We start from the raw sequence: 17639 nt of genomic DNA on the forward strand, positions 1-17639 counted from the left end.
CGTGGTCGTTTCGGTGGCGACTCCCGCCGCGTCGAAAACCTTCATACGCCGCCTCCCCCATGAGCAGGTATGACACGCGACTGCTCGTTTCTCGAGGACCTGTCGCTCGCGGCCGACCAGGTCTCGTTCGCGACCGGGCCCCGAGAGAGCCGCGCTGCAGACTGGGGCGCCGAGCGCTACGGCCGGCGCGTGACCCCCGACGCGGTCGTCTGGCCCGAGTCGACGGCCGACGTCGCCGCGGTCCTCGAAGCGGCCACCGACCGGGGCGTGCCGGTGACGCCCTACGCCGCCGGCACGGGACTCGAGGGGAACGCCGTGCCCGCCCGCCGCGGCATCAGCCTCGATCTGACCCGAATGGACAACGTCCGCGACTACCGTCCAGACGACTTCCAGATCGACGTCGGCCCCGGAATCATCGGCTCGGCTGTCGACGAGTACGTCGCGAGCGACGGCCTGTTCTTCCCGCCGCTTCCCTCCTCTGGCGACGTCGCGACCGTCGGCGGGATGCTCGCGACCGACGCCAGCGGGATGCGGACCGTGAAGTACGGCGAGGTCTCCGACTGGACGCGTCGCCTCGAGGTCGTTCTCGCCGACGGCACCGTCATCGAGACCGGCACGCGAGCGGCGAAGTCCTCGAGCGGCTACAACCTCACCGACCTGTTCGTCGGCAGCGAGGGCACCCTGGGCGTGATCACCGAGGCGACGCTCGAACTCGCCGGCCGCCCGGAGCAGATCCGCGGCGGCCGGGCGGTGTTCGGCTCCCTGGACGACGCGACCGCCGCCGTCTCGGACGCGATCCGGTCGGGCGTCGACGTCGCGACCATCGAGCTGATCGACGAACTGAGCGCCCGGATGGCGAACGCCTACCTCGACGCCGCGCTTCCGGCGTCGCCGATGGTCTTCCTCGAGTTCCACGCGAACCACGGCGTCGACGCGGAGATCGACCTCTGTGAGCTCATCTTCGAGGACCACGGCGTCGAGCGGTTCGAAATCGCCGACGAGGCGGCGATGACGGAGCTCTGGACCGCGCGGACCGAACTCGCCCCCGCCACCTCCGCGTACGACCCCGACCGCGAGATGATCCACCCCGGCGACGTGACGGTGCCAATCAGCGCCTACGCGGACCTCGTCCGCTTCGCCAAGGATCTCGAGGCCGACCACGACCTGTTGATCCCCTGTTTCGGCCACGCTGGCGACGGCAACCTCCACTACACGGTGCTGGTCGACCACGACGACCCCGAGGAGCTCGCGCTAGGCGAGGACCTCTACCGGCGGGTCGTCCGCCGGGCGATCGACCTCGACGGCACCGCCACGGGCGAGCACGGGATCGGCGCCGGCAAGCAGGCCTACCTCGAGCTCGAGCACGGCGACGCCGTCGACGTCATGCGGGCGATCAAGCTGGCCCTCGACCCGACGGACACGCTGAACCCGGGGAAGCTCTTTCCGGAGACTCGAGCGGGCGGGCGGATCGAGGGCCGACGACGGTAGGCGAGCCCCACCGCGGGAGAGAGCGGACTCGAGGCGACCATTGCCGTCTCGCCGGGGTTTAGGGTCCCGGCACGACAGCACTCGAGTATGGCCGATCAGCTGCTGGTACTCAACAAGGATTCGGACACCATGTCGGTGCTCGACGCCGACACCGGCGAAACCGACGCCGTCGTCGAGACGGACTTCAACCCCCACGAGATCGCCGTCACGCCCGACGGCGAGAAAGTCTACGTCACCTGCTCGCTCGGCGGCTCGCTGCTCGTCTTCGACACCGACGGCTGGGAGCTCCTCGAGCGGATCGAACACGAGGAGTTCGACTTCCCCCACGGGCTCGCGATCCGGGAGTCGGCGGGCGAACTGTGGCTCGCCTCCACCTACAGCAGCCGGGTGTACGTCGTCGACACCGAGACCGACGAGATCATCGAGCACTCCCCGACCCACCAGGACAAGTCCCACATGGTCGCGCTCACGCCCGACGAGTCGCGGGCCTTTATCGCGAACATCGGCAGCGACAACGTGACGGCGATCGACTGCGAGGAGCGCCGGATTCTGGCCGATCCGATCGTCGGCGAAGAGCCCGAGGGAATCGAGGTCCACCCCGAGGGCGGCCTGCTCGTGGCGAACCAGGGCGACGGGATGCTCTCGGTGCTCGATCCCGAAACGTTCGAACAGACCGGGCGCGCGCTGCTCGGCGAGAACCCGATCCGCGTGGTGTCCTCGCCGGACGGCCGCCACGTCCTCGTGCCGAATCGCGAGGGCGACGACGTCTCGCTGATCGACACCGAACACGTCCGCGACGGCGAGCAACGATCCTGGGAGGTAAAGCGGATCGGCGTCGGCATCTGGCCCGGCGGCACCGTCTTCGCCCCCGACGGCGAGCGGGCGTTCGTCGCGAACAACAAGACCAACGACGTGAGCGTCATCGACTGCGAGTCGTGGACCGAGGTCGACCGCTACGGTACTGAACTCCACCCCGACGGGATCGCCTACCTCCCCCGGTAGCCCGGCAGTCGCCGGTTCGAGTCGCCACCGGCGTCTCGCTCGAGAGACGCAAGGAGTATGACGTCGGGGCGCGCGTTTCCCCTATGACTCCCGACTACCCGGTCGTCGAGAAGGCCTACGCCTACGCGACCCGCGAGCGACGGACTGGCCTCGAGGTGCTCGTCTTCGACCACCCGGCTGCCGACGGCGGTCCCCAGATCCCCAAGGGGACCGTCGACGAGGGGGAGACGCCCGCCGAGGCCGTCGTCCGCGAACTCGAGGAGGAAAGCGGCGTCTCCGAGCCGCTCGACGTGGTTCACCTCGAGACCGACCGCTGGCTCCACGAGCACCACGAGCAGTTGTACCGGCGTCACTTCTTTCACGTTCCGCTCGAGGAGGAGCGCGACGCCTGGGACCACCGGGTGACGGGCGACGGCGAGGACGACGGGATGGTCTTCTCGTACTACTGGGTCGTCCCGCCGGTCTCGCTGGCTCGAGAGATGGACGCCTACCTCCACGCGCTGGACTAGTCGCCCCCGAGCGCATGCCACCCCCGGTATTATACTTCAGGTCGTCGTCACTCGAGGCATGTCTCTCGCGCGAGACGGATCGGGTCTCGAGCCGACGGTGCGGGCGTACCTCTCGCAGGTCCACCCCGTCTTCATGCTGCCGCCGCTGGCGGCGTCGCTGTTTGGGGCGATCCTCGCCCAGGCGGTCGATCCAGTTCTCGCGGGAGTTCACGTCGTCGCGATGTTTACGGCGGTGTACACCGCCCACGTCAAGGACGGCTACGTCGACTTCTACGTCCGCGGGGAGGACGACGACCACCCGATGACCGAGTGGGGCTGTCACGTCGGCCTCGCGCTGTCGACGGGGCTGTTCGCGCTCTGCTGTGCGCTCCTGTTCGTCCTCGTCGACTGGGTCGCCGTCGCACTCACCCTCCCGACGTGGCTCATCGCCTACCACCACGCCCCCCAGCTCGACATGAACCCGGTGACTGCCACCACGGGCTACCCGATGGGGATCGCACTCGCGATTCTCGGCGGCTTCTACGTACAGGCCGGCACGATCGCCGCCGTCCCGCTCGGCTTCGCCGTCGTTTTCCTCGCGTTGCTCTCGGGGATCAAGGTGATCGACGACGCCCAGGACTACGACTACGACAGGTCGATCCGAAAGCGCACCGTCGCCGTCGTCGTCGGCCCCGATCGTGCGTACACCGTGGCCTACGCGCTGATGGTGGCCGGCCTGCTCGCGGTCGTCGCCTTCGCCGTCGCTCAGGTGTTCCCCCCGACCGCCGTCCTCGCGGTGCTGGCGTTCGGCGCCGTTGCGCTCCTGGCGAGTCGGGCCGAACCGGACGTGGCGACGATGCTTCTCATCCGCGGCTCGTACGTCTTCCTCGCGGTGCTCGTCGCGGCGGTGTGGTTCGAACCGCTCGCCGGGTTCGTGTAGGAGTGACGGCTCTGTCGATCCCCGGGACACTGATAGAAAGGACGTGCCGAATACAGAGGATGAGTGCAGCACGACGACTTCGTGTGTTTCACGCTGAAACCGGTGAAGCACCCGCTCACTTCACCTGCGTACTGACCGGCTGTTGTCCATAGATCGATTTCAACTACGCAGGAAGAGGTATGCTGCTCGTTTTCCATTCAGTGACATGGCTAAATTTCCCGAAGGAGCGAGCGACGGTGAATTACTCGCCTACTGTGTGGCCTTCGGTATCGTTCTCGGAGCGGTGCTCGGGTTTTTCATCGGATCGTTTACCAGCAATTCGTATATCGGGCCGATGGGGCCTGCGATAGGCATCTTTGTCGGACTTGCAGCCTGGTTCATATTGTCTGATCAAACTGGCTTGTAAGCCTCGGTACACTGGTCTACTGCCGTCCTGTACCGAACGATCTCCGCCTTCGTAAACCACGCCGAGTCTTATACGACATTCTCGCTGTGAGTTCGGTAGAACGTGATCGAGCTACCGAATTATTACCAAGAGAGAACTGCTGAATACAGAGGATGAGTGCAGCACGACGGTTGGCTTTATTTCACCCTATTCCTCCTGAACTACCCGGTATAGAACCTGCGAACTGATCGCAGGGATAAAATAAAATATTAGATGTTTTCACCGAGGCGTACAGAACACAACGTACAATACTCTGGCGTAGTCAGCGTATGTGGATCGCCTGAAAAAACGTCTTTTGGGTTCGTCCCGTAACGGTACATATGGCCTCCGACGAGATCGATCATGTAGACAAAGGGATTATCTATCTCCTCCAACAGGACGCCCGAAAACGAACGGTCGCCGATATTGGCGAGAAAGTTGGTGTCTCCTCCAGTACGGTCGCCAATCGCATCGACAGGCTCGAAGAACAGGGTATCATTAAGGGCTTCCACACAATCGTTGACTACACGAAAGCTGGGTTAGGCCATCATCTCCTTGTAACTGCGACAGTTCCCCTAACGGAAAGAGAGGAACTGTTAGATGAAATTATGGAAATATCTGGTGTTGTGAGCGCACGTGAATTATTGACAAATAACGAGAATTTGTCGTTAGAAATAGTTGGAGCCTCTCAAGAGGACATAGAGGAGAGTCTTACAGAACTGGATTCACATGGCGTTCATATAGAACGAATGGAGATAATGAAACAGGAACGAGCCCAACCCTACAACCACTATGGCCAAAAATTTGCAAATGAGGATAACACTGGCTGATTTCCAGACCCATTTAAGTATCGCCGGATATTGTTTATTATCCAACATTTTTAAGAGTGGTGACGGACTAAGGGCTTCATGAACAAGATACAGGCCGAAGTAGCAGAGGAGAGTTGTGTCAGTCAAAAAATAGTTGAAGCAATTGCTGAAGCGGAAGAAACCGAGCCTATCGAACTCACTCCCCCCTTGTATGAGGTCATAGACCCTGAGGCCTTGGAGAACCTCTTTGCCAATAACCAGACACTTGGAAAAGTTGTCTTTAACTATAATAGTTGTGAGGTTACGGTTTTCTCCGATGGCTATATTTCTGTCAAGAAGGCGTGTATATAATCATGATCATCAAGTTATGATCATCAAGTGGTAGACCTAGTTGATTTGACCGAGATAGAGCGCAATCTTCTGCTGAGTTTAATCCCCTCTCCTCAGTACGTGGCTATTGAATGAGCCAAGATAGATTGTAGCCCGTCACGTTACGTCGCTCCCCTGTACTGAGCGTTCGACCCCTCGCGTTGACCACGGTCCGCTGTGTTCCACACTCGCGCGATCTATTCAGCAGACACTGGACGAACTACCGAACCGCTTGCAGAAGTAGCGTGCGAGACTCAGAGCATCTCTGCAGCACAGCGGCACCGTTTGTTTCGTGCCCAATTCACTGAATCAGACGGCCAGTACATCTGCGTATTTAACGAAAAGTTCTTAGCCAAGTACATTTGGGTATTATTAGATATGCGACAATCAATTTGGCTTTATGTACTAATCGGAATTGCACTGATCAGATTTGGCTGGTCGCTTGCTGGCACCGTGTTCTTGGATGGGGTCATGGACGCTGGTGGAGGTGTAGTTGCTCTATACGCTATCTTCGGGCTACTTGGGCTGTTACTCGTACCGGTATTTTTCATCGCGCTCTACTTGGATGCTGGTACCGTACGAAAAAGTTCCTCGCCGTGGAACCCGGATCGCCGTTTCTGGGTAGGTGGTGGGATTGTTATTTCCCTTCTCTCATATGCAGTTGCTTACAATCCCTCAATCGAAATTATCGCGGCAGTTTACCTTTTCTACCGGTTCAGAAATCCGAGTCCGAAAGACTCCAACAACGACCCACATATAACATAACGAATCCAATATATTTGTGCTGGTTTGCTCAGTAAACAATCTGGACTGACCGATCGCTCCCTTCCGTAGATCGAGTCAGATGACGTGCGACGTTCGCGCTGTGTATTCAGTCCAGTTACTAGAACATAGCATCTATCGAGGGAATCAACGAAACCCGTCTACTCGCCCCGCCACCGACAGACGTACTCCGCGTAGAATCCGCGCGAGTAGGTCGCTTCGAGCACCTCGAACCCCGTCTCCTCGAGCATCGACTCGAGAAGGAAGTCGTACGTGCTGAACTCCTCGCGGAAGTGCGCGTGAAGCTCCTCGGTGGTGAACTCGGTCGGTTCCATACCCTCGAGCCACGACTCGATCTCCTCGCGGCTGTCCCGCGGATCGAACGAGTAGACGAGGTCGCGCAGTCGGAAGATCCCGCCGGGCTCGAGCGTGTCGCCGACGGTCTTCAGCGCCTCGACCTTCCAGAAGTCGGGGAGGTGGTGCAGCGCGTTCTTCGAGAAGACGAACCCCGCGGGCTCGCCCCGGTGGTCGTAGCTCACGAAGCCGTCGTGGACGAGGTCGACGTTGTCGGCTTCGTGATCCTCGAATTTCTCCCGTGTGGCCTCGAGCATCGTCTCGCTCACGTCGACGGCGACCACGCGCTCGCAGTGCTCGGAAACGGCGAGCGGAAACACGCCCGTTCCGGCTCCGAAGTCGACGACCGTATCCTCGGCGGAGAGGCCGTACTCGCACAGCAGGTCGATCTCTCCCGCCGGATCGAACGGGATCTTCTCGTCGTAGCGAGCGACCTGTGCCGGGTCGACGTGTTCCTCGCCCGCGTGGCACCGCTCGTCTATCATCCAGTCCGGACTCATGGTTCCGGTGTCACTTTCGCGGTGGGTTACAAAACACTGTGTGCGGCGTGCCAACGTTGCACTCCCGTGACCGAACCGGTACGCCGTTCGGCGGCGGTCTCATCCAGTAGGGGTGGACGAACTAACCGGCGACTCGTCTAACCTAAACGATTACCCGTAAGTCGAGACGATACTCCAACTATGGCGACCGAGGAAGGTTCAGGGTCCGGTTCCCCGCTTGACGAAGTAATGGGCGACATCCGACGTGAACCCGTCCAGCGGGTAGCAGCGGCTGACCGGGACGCGAACCGGGAGGTACACGGCGCGCTCAAAAACGAGTAGCGTGCTCGACTCCGGTTTTATCAGTTCGTACTTACGATCTTGATCACGTCGCCCTCCTCGAGTTCGTACCCGTCACCCACCTCCCGACTCGTCTTCGCGTTGACCGCGTGGAGGTAGCCGTCGCCGATGTCCGAGTGGACGGCGTAGGCCAGGTCGACCGGCGTCGACCCGCGCGGCAGGAGGAAGGCGTCGGGGAGGACGTTCCCGGTGCCGTCGGTCCACTTCGAGGCGTCCTGGACGGGGTACGCGGTGAGGTGATCGAGCAGTTCGTACACCGCGTAGTCGAGCGCCGCCTGGACGCCCGTTCCGCCCCACTCGGCCATCGTCGCCTCGAGGCCCTCGAGCGCCTCCCGTTGCGCGTCGTTCACGCCGTCGCCGATCTCGAGGCGCTCGTCGCCGGGATCGTAGTCGGCCAGTCCACCTTCGGCCGCCCGGCGGAGCGCGAGTTCCCCCTCCGCGGTCGTCGGGATGACGGGTTTCTCGAGTTCGAGCAGGCGCTCGACGTTCTCCTGGGGTGCGACGTCGATCTTGTTCGCCGCGACGACGATCGGTTTCGTACGCTGGCGAATCTCGCGGGCCAGCGCCTCGCGGTGGTCGTCCTCCCACTGGATGGGGTCTTCGGGGTAGTCGATCTCCCGCAGCGTGCGGGCGACGTCGGTGGAAGATGCTCCGAAGCCGGTCAACATCTCCGCGAGCGCGTCGTCGATGTCGAAGCCGGGGGAGCGCGACTGGCGTTCGACCGACTCCCAGTTGCGGTCGACGATTCCGGCGAGCCAGAGGTCCATCTCCTCTTCGACGAAGTCGATGTCCTCGAGCGGGTCGTGCTCGCCGATCTCGACGGGTTCGCCCTTCGCGTTCGTCCCGCCGGAGGCGTCGATCACGTTGACGATCACGTCGGCGTTCGTGAGCTCGTCGAGGAACTGGTTGCCGAGCCCCTTCCCCTCGTGGGCGCCGGGGACCAGACCGGCGACGTCGAGGAGCTCGATCGGGACGTAGCGCTTGCCGTTCCGACAGTTCTCGTTCCCGCAGCGCTCCTCGCGCTCGAGACAGGGACACTCGGTTCGGACGTGGCTCACCCCGCGGTTGGCGTCGATCGTCGTGAACGGGTAGTTGGCAACGTCCACCTCGGCCATCGTCGCCGCGGTGTAGAACGTGGACTTGCCGGCGTTGGGCTTTCCGGCAAGCGCGATCGAGAGCATGGCTCTCCGTTGCGCCGTTCGGGAAAACTGTCTTTCGGTTCCGGCGGTCGCTTTCAGAGTAAGGGGCCACCGTCTTGCAGGCGGACGGTGGGACTCCGCGTATGCAGTACGACGAATTCATCGGCGAGGTTCAACACCGTGCACAGCTCGACTCGCGCGAGGCGGCCCTCAGCGTCAGCCGGGCGACGCTCACCACCCTCTCCGAACGGGTCCAGCCGGGCGAAGCCGAGAACCTCGCGGGACAGCTCCCCGAGGAACTCGCCCGCCACCTCGAGAAGGTCGACGACGTCGAGGGGTTCGACTTCGAGGAGTTCGCAGACCGCGTCGCCGACCGCGAGGAACTCGGCGAGAACGACCCGGCGGACGCGGCGTTTCACGCGCAGGTGGTCGTGGAGGTACTCGACGAGGCGACCACCGGCGACACGCTCGCGGAGCTTCGAACCCAGTTCCCCGACGACGAGTACGACGAGCTCTTCGAACTGGTCGACAGCGAAGGGAGCCCTGCCTGACGGGTGGCTGCGGCGCTCGAGTCGACGGGACGACAAAGGTGCACCGAAAAGCGGTCGTGACTACAGCTCGAGGGCCATCATCACTTCGTCGACGTAGTGGCCGTTGAGCTTGTAGTGGTCCTCGCGTACGGCTTCGGTCTCCCAGCCGTGTTCCTCGAGGAACGCGATCGCCTCCTCGTTGGTCGAGGGGACGCTGTTGTACACCTTCTCGTAGCCGTTCGCGCCGGCCCACTCGAGGCCGCGCGAGAGCAGGTGCGAGCCGATGCCGTGGCCGCGGTACTCCTCGATGACGCCGACGGTGAGCTCGGCGGTGTGGCTGAGCTTGTCGAGTTCGGGACCCCGGAGGTGGACCCAGCCGACGACCTCGCCGTTGACCGTCGCGACGAAGAACATTCGCGCCTCGAGTTCGTTGTGCCGGAGCAGGGCGTTCTCGTGGTCGATCTCGTCGGCGACGCTCTCGGCGACGATGTAGGTCTTCTCCTCGGCGACCTGCCGGATCGCGCCGACGATCCCGGAGAGGTCCTCCTGGCGGGCGGGCCGGATGTGGAACTCGAGGTCCTCGGAGACGTACTCCTCCTCGGCGCCGGCGTCGATGGTGACCCGGAGCGTGCCGTTTTCGATCTCGAGGCGTCCGTCGCGCTTCAGGATGGCGACGTGGTGGCGAAAGCCGCCGGGATCGATACCCAGGCGATCCTGAACGTCGTCCGGATCCACGGCACCGTGTCGCTCGACGTACTCGTAGATTCGCTTGCGGTCCTCGTGTCCGAACTCGTGTTCCTCGGCGAATGCCATGGCATGGGATAGCCTCCCACAGCACTTAATCCTTGTCCGGACTCACAGGAGCGCTTTTAATGTCGAAACACGTGAATCCGTGGTCGTTTGGAGAGTCACGCCAGCTAGTAGAGGTGTGGTGGCCGTGAACCAACGGATTGATAGGCGATTCCTCGAACCAGAAGATATCCCGGACGAACGATGATCGGAACGGACGCGCTCGTCGCCGGCTGTGCCCTCCTGCTCGCGGTGGGGGGCGGTCTCGTCGCCCACGAGTGGTCACACGCCCTGGCGCTCAAGCTCGCTCGCGTCGAGTACACGGTTTCGTACTTCCCCGACAGGACCGACGGCGTCCTCGCCATGCTGGCGAGTTGTCCCTGGGCGGCGGTTCACCCGCAGCCGACCGGCCGGGAGCCGCCCTGGTTGCTCAGACTCGCCGCGATGATGCCGCTGGTCCTCGCACTCCCCGTTCTCGTCCTCGGGGCGGCCGGCTCGCTGCCGACGGACCACGCGGCCGGCACCGCGTTCGTCATCGGCTGGCTCGCGTGTACGATCCCGAGCCCGCAGGACTTCTCCGTGGCCTTCTACGCCCACCGGGCGCTTCGAGACGCCGACGACGCCGGACTGATCGACACGCAGCCGCGATAACGATCCGCTCGAGCCCGCGGCCTCAACCGCGGGCGGGCTCGGTTTCCCGCGTTCGATCCGGGACCCGCGTGAGCAACTGAGCGGTGTCGAAGACGTTTCGCGTCTCGAGCAACAGCTCCGCCGCCTCGCGAACCGTGAACTCCGCCTCGAGCGAGACGCCGTGACACCGGGCGTACAGCTCGAGCCAGTCGTTCATCGCGCCCTCGAGCGCCGAAAACTCGGCCTCCGAAAACGGCACCAGCCGGCCCCCGGTGCGGGCCTCGACGTAGAGCCAGATCGCCGGCCCCGCGCCCTCGCGCAGGTACGCCGGCGCGTCGGCTGGCTCGGCCGCGTCGGCGGCGAACGCCTCGCGGTCGCGCTCGGCGGCTCGCTCGAGGGCGGCGATACGAGGGCCGTATCGACTCATCCTTCGTCCACTAGCCCTCGCGGAACTCGACGCCCTTGCCGCCGCGGGGGTGTTCCCACTCCGTGTCGGCGACGATAGCGCACGTGCCACACTCCACGCAGGGCTGGGTGTCCAGGCTGACGAGCGTCTCCTCGCCGCCGTTCGTCTTCACCGTCTCCGCGCGGTAGCAGCCGCCGCCGAAGTCCTCGGCGCTGACCGGACAGGCGTAGACGGCCGCCCCGCTGGCCTCGAAGGACTCGTCGCGCAGCCGGATGTGGGGGTTGCCGACGTCGGTGTCGTAGGTCAGGTCGCCGATGCGCTCCTCGAGGCTCGGCGGCTCGACCTCGCTCTCCCAGTGGATCGACCGGCCGTGTTCCTCGCCGATGACCGACGGCAGGGTGACGTACCCCGTGGCGGTGTCGGGCAGCATCGAGACGAGAAACGGCGAGTTGTACGCCCGCTCGAGCAGCCGGCTCGCGACCGGGTTGCCGACGGCGACGCCGCCGACCCGGGACTCGAGGACGGTGTCGACGACCTGCGTGACCCGATCCCGCTCGCCGACGGTCCGGGCGAGGTCGTACCGGCGGGGGCGGAGTTTCTTCATCGTCCCGCTGTCCTCGAGCATCTTCGTGTAGCGCCTGCCGGCCGACTCCGGGTCAGCGTTGCCCTGGGAGACGACGAAGGCGTCGGCCGCGAGTGCGCCGGCGGTGACGGCGTGGTTCATTCCCTTGATGATCGGTCCCTGGGCCTGCATCTGGCCGCCGGCGTCGCCGACGAGCACCAGCCGGTCGCGGTAGGGTTCGCGGTGGGCCACTTTCTTCGAGTCGGGAACGAGTTTGGCCGAGTACTCGCGCTCGTCGTACTCGTCGCGCAGCCACTGGGCGAGCAGCGGGTGGGTGAGCAGCGAATCGAGCAGCTGGTGGGGTTCGGCTCGCTGCTCGACGAGGCTATCGAGGTGGAAGACGGTCCCAATCGACAGCGAGTCCTCGTTGGTGTAGAGGAAGCCGCCCCCGCGGACGTCCTCGAAGAGATCGCCCGAGAACAGGTGAGCGACCCCCTCGTCGGCGTCGATCGAGAACCGGTCGTCGATCGCGTCGGCGTCCATGTCGACGACGGCCTTGACGCCCTGGAACCACTCGTCGGGCTCCTCCCAGTCCATCAGCCCGGCGTCGCGGGCGAGTTCGGAGTTGACCCCGTCGGCGGCGACGATGAGGTCCGCCGTGATGGGGTCGAGTTCGTCGCAGGTGACGCCCACGATCTCGCCGTTCTCCCGCAGGAGGCCGTTGACACGGACGTCGGTGAGCACCCCGCCGCCAGTCTCGCTGGTCTTCTCGTGGACTCGCTCTTCGAGCCAGGAGTCCATCGGCCGACGGAGCACGGCGTCACACCAGTCCGTGTCGTGTTCGTGGAGGTCGGTCAGGTCGTACGTCTTGACCTTGTTGCCGGCGATGTTGTGAATGTAGTAGTCGGTGATCGGCCGTTCGGCCGCTGCCTCCCGAAAGTCGGGAAAGAGGTCGTCGATCGTGTACGGTGCGGATTCCTCGGCGTAGATCAAGCCGCCGGAGACGTTCTTCGAGCCGGCCTCGACGCCGCGTTCGAGGACGAGCGTCTCGACGCCGTGGTCGGCCAGCCGCGCCGCGGCGGCCGCCCCGCCGGGTCCGCAGCCGACGACGACCGCCTCGTAGTGTTCGTACTCCTCAGTATCGGCGCCCATCAGTTCTCACCTCCGTCGGCCACGGCCTCGAGATCCAGTTCGCCCGACTCGAGCGCGTCAGTGAGCCGCGGCAGTACGTCGAACAGGTCGCCCTCGATGAAGTAGTCGGTGAAGTCCCTGATTCTGGCATCGGTATCGGTGTTGATCGTCACGATCGTCCCTGATTCGTCCATTCCGACTTTGTGCTGGACCGCCCCCGAGACGCCGGCGGCGATGTAGAGGTCGGGGGCGACGACCTGGCCGGTCTCCCCGATCTGGCGCTCTTCTTTCGCGTACCGTTCGACGTGGCCATCGAACTGGTAGGAGGAGGTGACGATCCCCCGCGTGATCCCGAGGACGGCGTCGTCGAAAGCGTCGACCAGTTCGAGGCCGAGTTCCATCCCCGTCGTCGGGTCGTCGCCGATCCCGCGGCCGAGACAGACCACGACCTCGTGGCCCGTGAGATCGACGCCCTCCTCGAGCGTGTCGTGTTCGGTGATCTCGACGCGGAACCAGCTGTCGTCGAGCTCCATGTCGTGTTCGACGACGAGCCCCTCCCGATCGTAGTCGGGCTCCATCGGCTCGAAGCTGCCCGGAATCACCGACGCCCCCTGTGGGTGGAAGTCCCGGTCGGGGTTGTCCAGACAGAGAATCGTCGAGTACTCGAAGCCGGAGAAGTCCGGTCGTTTCATGTGAAGAACGCGCTCGAACGTCTTCTTGACGCCCGGCTCGCCCGTCTTCACGGGGTTCGAGATCTTCGTGGCCTCGATGAAGAGGTCAGAACAGTCCGAGGCGAGCCCGGAGTCGAGTTCGGCCTGCACCTTCGCCGAGAGGTCGCGGCCGTTGTTCGTCGCCGGAAAGAGGACGTACCGCGGTTCGTCGTACTCTCGCCAGTCCGTACTCTCGACGGTGCCCTGCCCGCGGGCCATGTGCGCCGAGACCTCGGTGTAGGGCTTGTGGAGGAACCGTTTTAACCGCCGGTCGTCGTGGTAGACGGCGACGTCGGCGCCGTAGGCGATACACTCCTCGGCCAGCCCCTCGCAGTCGTCGCCCATCAGGAACGCGACGACCCGCTCCTCGTCGCCGTACTCCTCGGCGTAGTCGTCCATCAGCTCGCGGGCCTTCCCGAGCATCTCCTTCGAGACCTCGAGCAGTTCGCCCTGCTGAGTCTCACAGAAGACCCACATGTCCTCGTAGCGGCCGCCGTTGAGGGCGCGAACGTGGCGCTTGTCCCGGGTGTCGGCCATCTCGTTGACCTCCTCGGCGGCGTCGTCGGCCTCGCCGGCTTCGTCCGCGTCCTCCTCGTCGTCTTCGAGGTCCTCGCCCTCGGCCTCCTCGCCGACGTCCTCTCTGGTCTCCTCGTACTCGCCTTCGGTCTCGTCGTCGGTTTCCGTCCCGCCGCCCCCGAGGACCTCGAGTCGCTTGTGAACCGCCTCGCGGGCGGTCTTTCGGTCCTGGCCGGCGCGCTCGGCCTCGAGAACCGAGTTGAGCTCGTCGACGTCGTCGACCGTGGCGAGCGCCTCGATCAGCTCGTCGACCGTGTGGTCGTTCGGATCGACCATCTCAGTCACCCCCCGCGAACGCGGCCATCTCGTCGAGCACCGCCTCGAGTCCCGCCCCGTCGTCGGCGTCGATCATCGTCGCCTCGCGCTCGGAGGGCGCCTTGGGGATCGGATCGACCGAGGAGACGATCGTCGGCGAGCCGTCGAGGCCGATGTAGTCCGGATCGAGGTTCAGGTCCTCGTGGTCCCACGTCGTCAGGTGCTCGTCGTGTTCCGTGGCCCGCGCTTCGGTTTCCGCGCGCAGCCGTTTGTGGGTCAGCCGGTGTGCGGCCTTGCGGTAGGTCGGCGAGAACTCGGGGTCGGCGACGACCATGCAGGGAAGCGGCGCCTCGACGGTTTCGATCTCGTCGACGTCCCCCTCGACGAGCCGTTTCGCCCGGAGCACGCGCTCGTCTGGATCGATGTCGAGTGCGAGCACGTGCGTGACGATCGGCCACTCGAGCCCCCAGCAGGTCTGGGGCCCGGTGTGGCCCGTCTCGCCGTCGGCCGTTTTGAACCCCGCGAAGACGAGGTCGACGTCGGCGACTTCCTCCTGGTACTTCTCGATGGCCGAGCAGAGGGTGATCGCCGTCGCCCAGGTGTCGGAGGCGGCGAACTCCCGGTCGGAGAGCAGGTAGCTGTCGTCGGCGTAAACGGACTCCATCGCCTCCTCGAGGACGCTCGTGTAGCTGGGCGGCCCCATGCACATCCCGGAGACGTGGCCGCCGTGGCGAACCCGCGTCTGGAGGGCGGCCTCGAGGGCGAACGCGTCGTTGGGGTTCATCACCGTCGGGGTCTTCCCCCGCTCTAGGTGCCCGTCCTCGTCGAACGAGACGGCGCCCTCCGAGAAGTCGGGGACGCCCTTCATCAGCGCTATCGACCGCATGGCCACCTCCCGCACCACTGGCGACTCTGTGATATGGTTGCTCGTCCCATGTTCACGTCACCCTATCGTAACTGTGACTATTAAGGGTGTGGGTGAAAATCGCCGTGAGCGACGGGATTGCCGGTTTCGTCACTCCTGTTCGCGCTCGGTCGTTACCATCGTGATCTCGCCGCCGGCGCGCATCGTGCCGTCGACTTCGGCGCCGGGGCCGAGTTCGAGGTCCTCACAGGAGACGTCGCCGAGGACGCGCGCGTCGGGGCCGAGTTCGACGGAGCCGTCCCGCGTCGTCAGGTCGCCGTGGATCACCGTCCGCTGGCCGACGACGACGTCGCCGCGGGCGCGCAGACTTCCGAAAACGTCGCAGTCGGCGCCGACGTCGATGGTTTCGGCGCGGACGTTTCCGTGGAGCCGGCAGTCGGCGCCGATCGTCGCGGGCTCGGAGACCCGCCAGGCGTCGTCGTTGACGGTCGCGTTCCGCGGGATCACGAGCGGGTCGAGGTCGGCCTCCTCGCCGTCCTCGTCGACCATCTGGGAGATGAGCGCCTGCGCGGCGTCCTCCTCGCCGAGCAACAGCAGGTGTTTGAGGTAGACGAACAGGAAGACGATCGTCGGCATCGGGTTCCGGATGACGATCCAGCCGTTCGCCTCGAAGCCGTCCTCGATGTCGACGTCGTCGCCGATGTCGAGGTCGCCGGCGACTTTCAGCTGGCCGCCGATGTGGACGCGCTCGCCGAGGTAGGCGTTCTCGCCGACGAGGACGTTGCCGGCGACGTCACACCACATGTCGAGGCGACACTCGCCTTCCGCCTCGATCGCACCGCCGAAGCGCACGCCCTCGCCGGCGAGGACGTTCCGCCCCCGGACGCCGAACTCGATGGTCGACCGCGCGCCGATGAGGACGTCGCCGTCGGTCACGAGGTCGCGTTCCTGGGCTTCGGTCCCGGCGGGGATGCGAAGTTCGTCGAGCGGATCGCTGCTGAAGGCCACAGTCTCACCCATTTCGACGCCCCCGTAATAAGTTTCGCGTGACCGTCCGACGTGCGGCGGACGGTGCCCGTTCGAACGCGGCGGGTCACCCGTCCTCGACGCCAGGCGGTGCGGCCGGCATCGACAGCCGCCTCGTTTTTATCACCCTGTCTCGTACTGGCGACTATGACGACTCTTGCGTTCGACGACGACGGTGTCGACGTCGTCTACGAGGGAACCGAGTTCCGCCTCGAGCGAGAACTCATCGAAGAAGCCACGGAGAAACCCTACCACGACGTCACCGACCACGAGGTGCTGAAGATCGTTGCCAAACAGCCCGACCTCCGGGGGGAGCCCCGGCGCGTCGGCGACATTCTCAAGTAGTCCGGTCGTCGGAGCGGTCGCGCTCGTAACGGTCGGCCGCCGATTCGAAGCCGAACTCGTCCATCTCGCGGCCGCGTCGCTCCTCGAGGGCGGCGACCGCCTCCGGGTCCGGTGCCACGTCGTCGGTGAGCCGCGCCCAGGAGGTGTGGACCTTGGCGTGACACCACCGGCAGAGGTAGACCGTGATCTCGTGACTGAGCGTCCCCTCCTCGCTCGAGCCGTCGGCGTAGGAGAGGTGGTGTTCCTCGAGCAGCGGCCGCTCGCTCGAGTGGGCGACCCGCTTCTCCTCGAGTCCGCAGCGGACGCACTCGCGGTCGCGGTTTCGCGACCGGAAGTGCGGACAGTCGGCCCACGTCCAGTCCTCGTCGGTGTCGGAATCGACCACCGGACAGGCGTACTCCTCCGTTGCCCGCTCGCGGGCGAACGCGGGGTCGTGCTCGTAGTGATCGAAGGCGTACCGGCAGGTCCCCTCGCCGGTCAGGTGATCGCAGAGGCCGGCGAACTCGTAGGGGTCGTCGACGCCGACGGCGGTTCCGCGGGGCGTTTTCTCCATCTCGAGCGCTCGAGCGTACCTTCGCATGCGACGACTTTCAACTGCCCGATTCAGGACCAGCGACGACTCCCGTCGGTGGCAGCGACCCTGACTGGTCCGAAAACCCGAAGACACCCTTTACCCGGTTGGCGGCGTACTATCGTGTGGTGAGAGAACAATGAGCACAGAATCGACAAACAAGGAGATCGTGCGGCGGTACTACGAGGAGGCGTTCAACGAGGGGCGCACCGACCTGCTCGAGGAGCTGATCGCGGCGGACGTCGTCAACCACGACCCGCTCTCGGACGAGACGATCACCCCCGAGGAGGCGCGCGGGTTCGAGGGGTTCGTCCGCCACGTCGAGGTCGCCCGGGAGGCGTTCCCCGACGCGACGGTGACGATCGAGGACATGATCGCCGAGGACGACGAGGTCCTCGTCAGGTTCGTCTTCGAGGGCACCCACGAGGGGCAGTTCGCCGGGTTCGACCCCACGGGAAACCGGGTTCGCAGCACCACCATGGTCCTCATGCGACTCGCGGACGGCAAGATCGTCGAACGCTGGGAGGAGTCCGACGGCCTCGAGTTCCTCGAGCAACTCGAGGTGCTGCCACCCCTCGGGGATCGGACTCGGACGGCCGCCTGATGCGGTGCCTGCGACAGGGGCGCCG

20 protein-coding genes are annotated in these 17639 nt (G+C 64.7%); 11 read left to right on the top strand and 9 right to left on the bottom strand.

What is annotated here, in order from left to right:
- Window positions 1–69 precede the first annotated feature (69 nt).
- The 7 genes from NMQ11_RS10735 to NMQ11_RS10765 all read left to right on the top strand — a co-directional run bounded on the left by NMQ11_RS10735 (window position 70) and on the right by NMQ11_RS10765 (window position 5502).
- Window positions 70–1488 (top strand): FAD-binding oxidoreductase, encoded by a 1419-nt coding sequence (locus NMQ11_RS10735; protein WP_255167987.1) that lies wholly within the window; start codon window positions 70–72, stop codon window positions 1486–1488.
- An 87-nt stretch (window positions 1489–1575) separates the two neighbouring features.
- Window positions 1576–2490: a beta-propeller fold lactonase family protein gene (locus NMQ11_RS10740; protein ID WP_255167989.1), complete on the top strand. Its 915-nt coding sequence runs from the start codon at window positions 1576–1578 to the stop codon at window positions 2488–2490.
- An 83-nt stretch (window positions 2491–2573) separates the two neighbouring features.
- Window positions 2574–2999, top strand: coding sequence for an NUDIX hydrolase (locus tag NMQ11_RS10745; protein ID WP_255167991.1), 426 nt, complete (start codon window positions 2574–2576; stop codon window positions 2997–2999).
- A 58-nt stretch (window positions 3000–3057) separates the two neighbouring features.
- Complete coding sequence (locus NMQ11_RS10750) at window positions 3058–3918, top strand: UbiA family prenyltransferase (protein WP_255167993.1); 861 nt, start codon at window positions 3058–3060, stop codon at window positions 3916–3918.
- A gap of 205 nt (window positions 3919–4123) precedes the next feature.
- Entirely contained in the window at window positions 4124–4324 is a 201-nt protein-coding gene (locus tag NMQ11_RS10755; RefSeq protein WP_255167994.1) for a hypothetical protein, read from the top strand.
- A 359-nt stretch (window positions 4325–4683) separates the two neighbouring features.
- Entirely contained in the window at window positions 4684–5172 is a 489-nt protein-coding gene (locus NMQ11_RS10760; protein WP_255167996.1) for an Lrp/AsnC family transcriptional regulator, read from the top strand.
- Between the two features lie 78 nt (window positions 5173–5250).
- Entirely contained in the window at window positions 5251–5502 is a 252-nt protein-coding gene (locus tag NMQ11_RS10765; protein WP_255167998.1) for a HalOD1 output domain-containing protein, read from the top strand.
- Window positions 5503–6443: 941 nt separating this feature from the next.
- Here NMQ11_RS10765 and NMQ11_RS10770 read toward each other — a convergent pair.
- Together NMQ11_RS10770 and NMQ11_RS10775 are read right to left on the bottom strand one after the other, a co-directional pair.
- On the bottom strand, window positions 6444–7136 hold the full coding sequence (locus tag NMQ11_RS10770; protein ID WP_255168000.1) for a class I SAM-dependent methyltransferase: 693 nt from the start codon (window positions 7134–7136) through the stop codon (window positions 6444–6446).
- Window positions 7137–7477: 341 nt separating this feature from the next.
- Window positions 7478–8656, bottom strand: a complete 1179-nt coding sequence (locus NMQ11_RS10775; RefSeq protein ID WP_255168003.1) for a redox-regulated ATPase YchF — start codon at window positions 8654–8656, stop codon at window positions 7478–7480.
- Window positions 8657–8757: 101 nt separating this feature from the next.
- Between NMQ11_RS10775 and NMQ11_RS10780 the strand changes: the two genes are divergently transcribed.
- On the top strand, window positions 8758–9165 hold the full coding sequence (locus NMQ11_RS10780; protein ID WP_255168005.1) for a DUF2267 domain-containing protein: 408 nt from the start codon (window positions 8758–8760) through the stop codon (window positions 9163–9165).
- A gap of 60 nt (window positions 9166–9225) precedes the next feature.
- Here the strand turns inward: NMQ11_RS10780 and NMQ11_RS10785 are convergent, their stop codons facing one another.
- Window positions 9226–9957, bottom strand: coding sequence for a bifunctional helix-turn-helix transcriptional regulator/GNAT family N-acetyltransferase (locus NMQ11_RS10785; protein ID WP_255168006.1), 732 nt, complete (start codon window positions 9955–9957; stop codon window positions 9226–9228).
- A 180-nt stretch (window positions 9958–10137) separates the two neighbouring features.
- Between NMQ11_RS10785 and NMQ11_RS10790 the strand changes: the two genes are divergently transcribed.
- A complete protein-coding gene (locus tag NMQ11_RS10790) occupies window positions 10138–10584 on the top strand; it encodes a hypothetical protein (RefSeq protein WP_255168007.1) in 447 nt (148 codons plus the stop codon).
- A 22-nt stretch (window positions 10585–10606) separates the two neighbouring features.
- Here NMQ11_RS10790 and NMQ11_RS10795 read toward each other — a convergent pair whose 3' ends face one another.
- The 5 genes from NMQ11_RS10795 to NMQ11_RS10815 all read right to left on the bottom strand — a co-directional run bounded on the left by NMQ11_RS10795 (window position 10607) and on the right by NMQ11_RS10815 (window position 16076).
- On the bottom strand, window positions 10607–10990 hold the full coding sequence (locus NMQ11_RS10795) for a DUF8055 family protein (RefSeq protein WP_255168008.1): 384 nt from the start codon (window positions 10988–10990) through the stop codon (window positions 10607–10609).
- A gap of 10 nt (window positions 10991–11000) precedes the next feature.
- Complete coding sequence (locus NMQ11_RS10800) at window positions 11001–12683, bottom strand: flavoprotein (RefSeq protein WP_255168009.1); 1683 nt, start codon at window positions 12681–12683, stop codon at window positions 11001–11003.
- The gene (locus NMQ11_RS10805) at window positions 12683–14224 is read right to left on the bottom strand and encodes an electron transfer flavoprotein subunit alpha/FixB family protein (protein ID WP_255168010.1); all 1542 of its coding nucleotides are present in this window, start codon (window positions 14222–14224) and stop codon (window positions 12683–12685) included. Before NMQ11_RS10805 ends, NMQ11_RS10800 begins: the two co-directional genes overlap by 1 nt.
- A 1-nt stretch (window position 14225) precedes the next feature.
- On the bottom strand, window positions 14226–15089 hold the full coding sequence (locus NMQ11_RS10810) for an electron transfer flavoprotein subunit beta/FixA family protein (protein WP_255168011.1): 864 nt from the start codon (window positions 15087–15089) through the stop codon (window positions 14226–14228).
- 129 nt (window positions 15090–15218) lie between these two features.
- Window positions 15219–16076: a polymer-forming cytoskeletal protein gene (locus NMQ11_RS10815; RefSeq protein ID WP_255168012.1), complete on the bottom strand. Its 858-nt coding sequence runs from the start codon at window positions 16074–16076 to the stop codon at window positions 15219–15221.
- Between the two features lie 165 nt (window positions 16077–16241).
- Here NMQ11_RS10815 and NMQ11_RS10820 point away from each other — a divergent pair, with 165 nt between their 5' ends.
- Window positions 16242–16439, top strand: coding sequence for a DUF5800 family protein (locus NMQ11_RS10820; protein WP_255168014.1), 198 nt, complete (start codon window positions 16242–16244; stop codon window positions 16437–16439).
- Here NMQ11_RS10820 and NMQ11_RS10825 read toward each other — a convergent pair.
- Window positions 16432–16992 (bottom strand): DUF7097 family protein, encoded by a 561-nt coding sequence (locus NMQ11_RS10825; protein ID WP_255168016.1) that lies wholly within the window; start codon window positions 16990–16992, stop codon window positions 16432–16434. The genes NMQ11_RS10820 and NMQ11_RS10825 overlap by 8 nt on opposite strands.
- Before the next feature lie 157 nt (window positions 16993–17149).
- Here NMQ11_RS10825 and NMQ11_RS10830 point away from each other — a divergent pair, with 157 nt between their 5' ends.
- Complete coding sequence (locus NMQ11_RS10830; RefSeq protein ID WP_255168024.1) at window positions 17150–17614, top strand: ester cyclase; 465 nt, start codon at window positions 17150–17152, stop codon at window positions 17612–17614.
- Window positions 17615–17639: the final 25 nt, after the last annotated feature.

Source organism: Natrononativus amylolyticus (assembly GCF_024362525.1).
GTDB classification, from domain to species: Archaea; Halobacteriota; Halobacteria; order Halobacteriales; family Natrialbaceae; genus Natrononativus; species Natrononativus amylolyticus.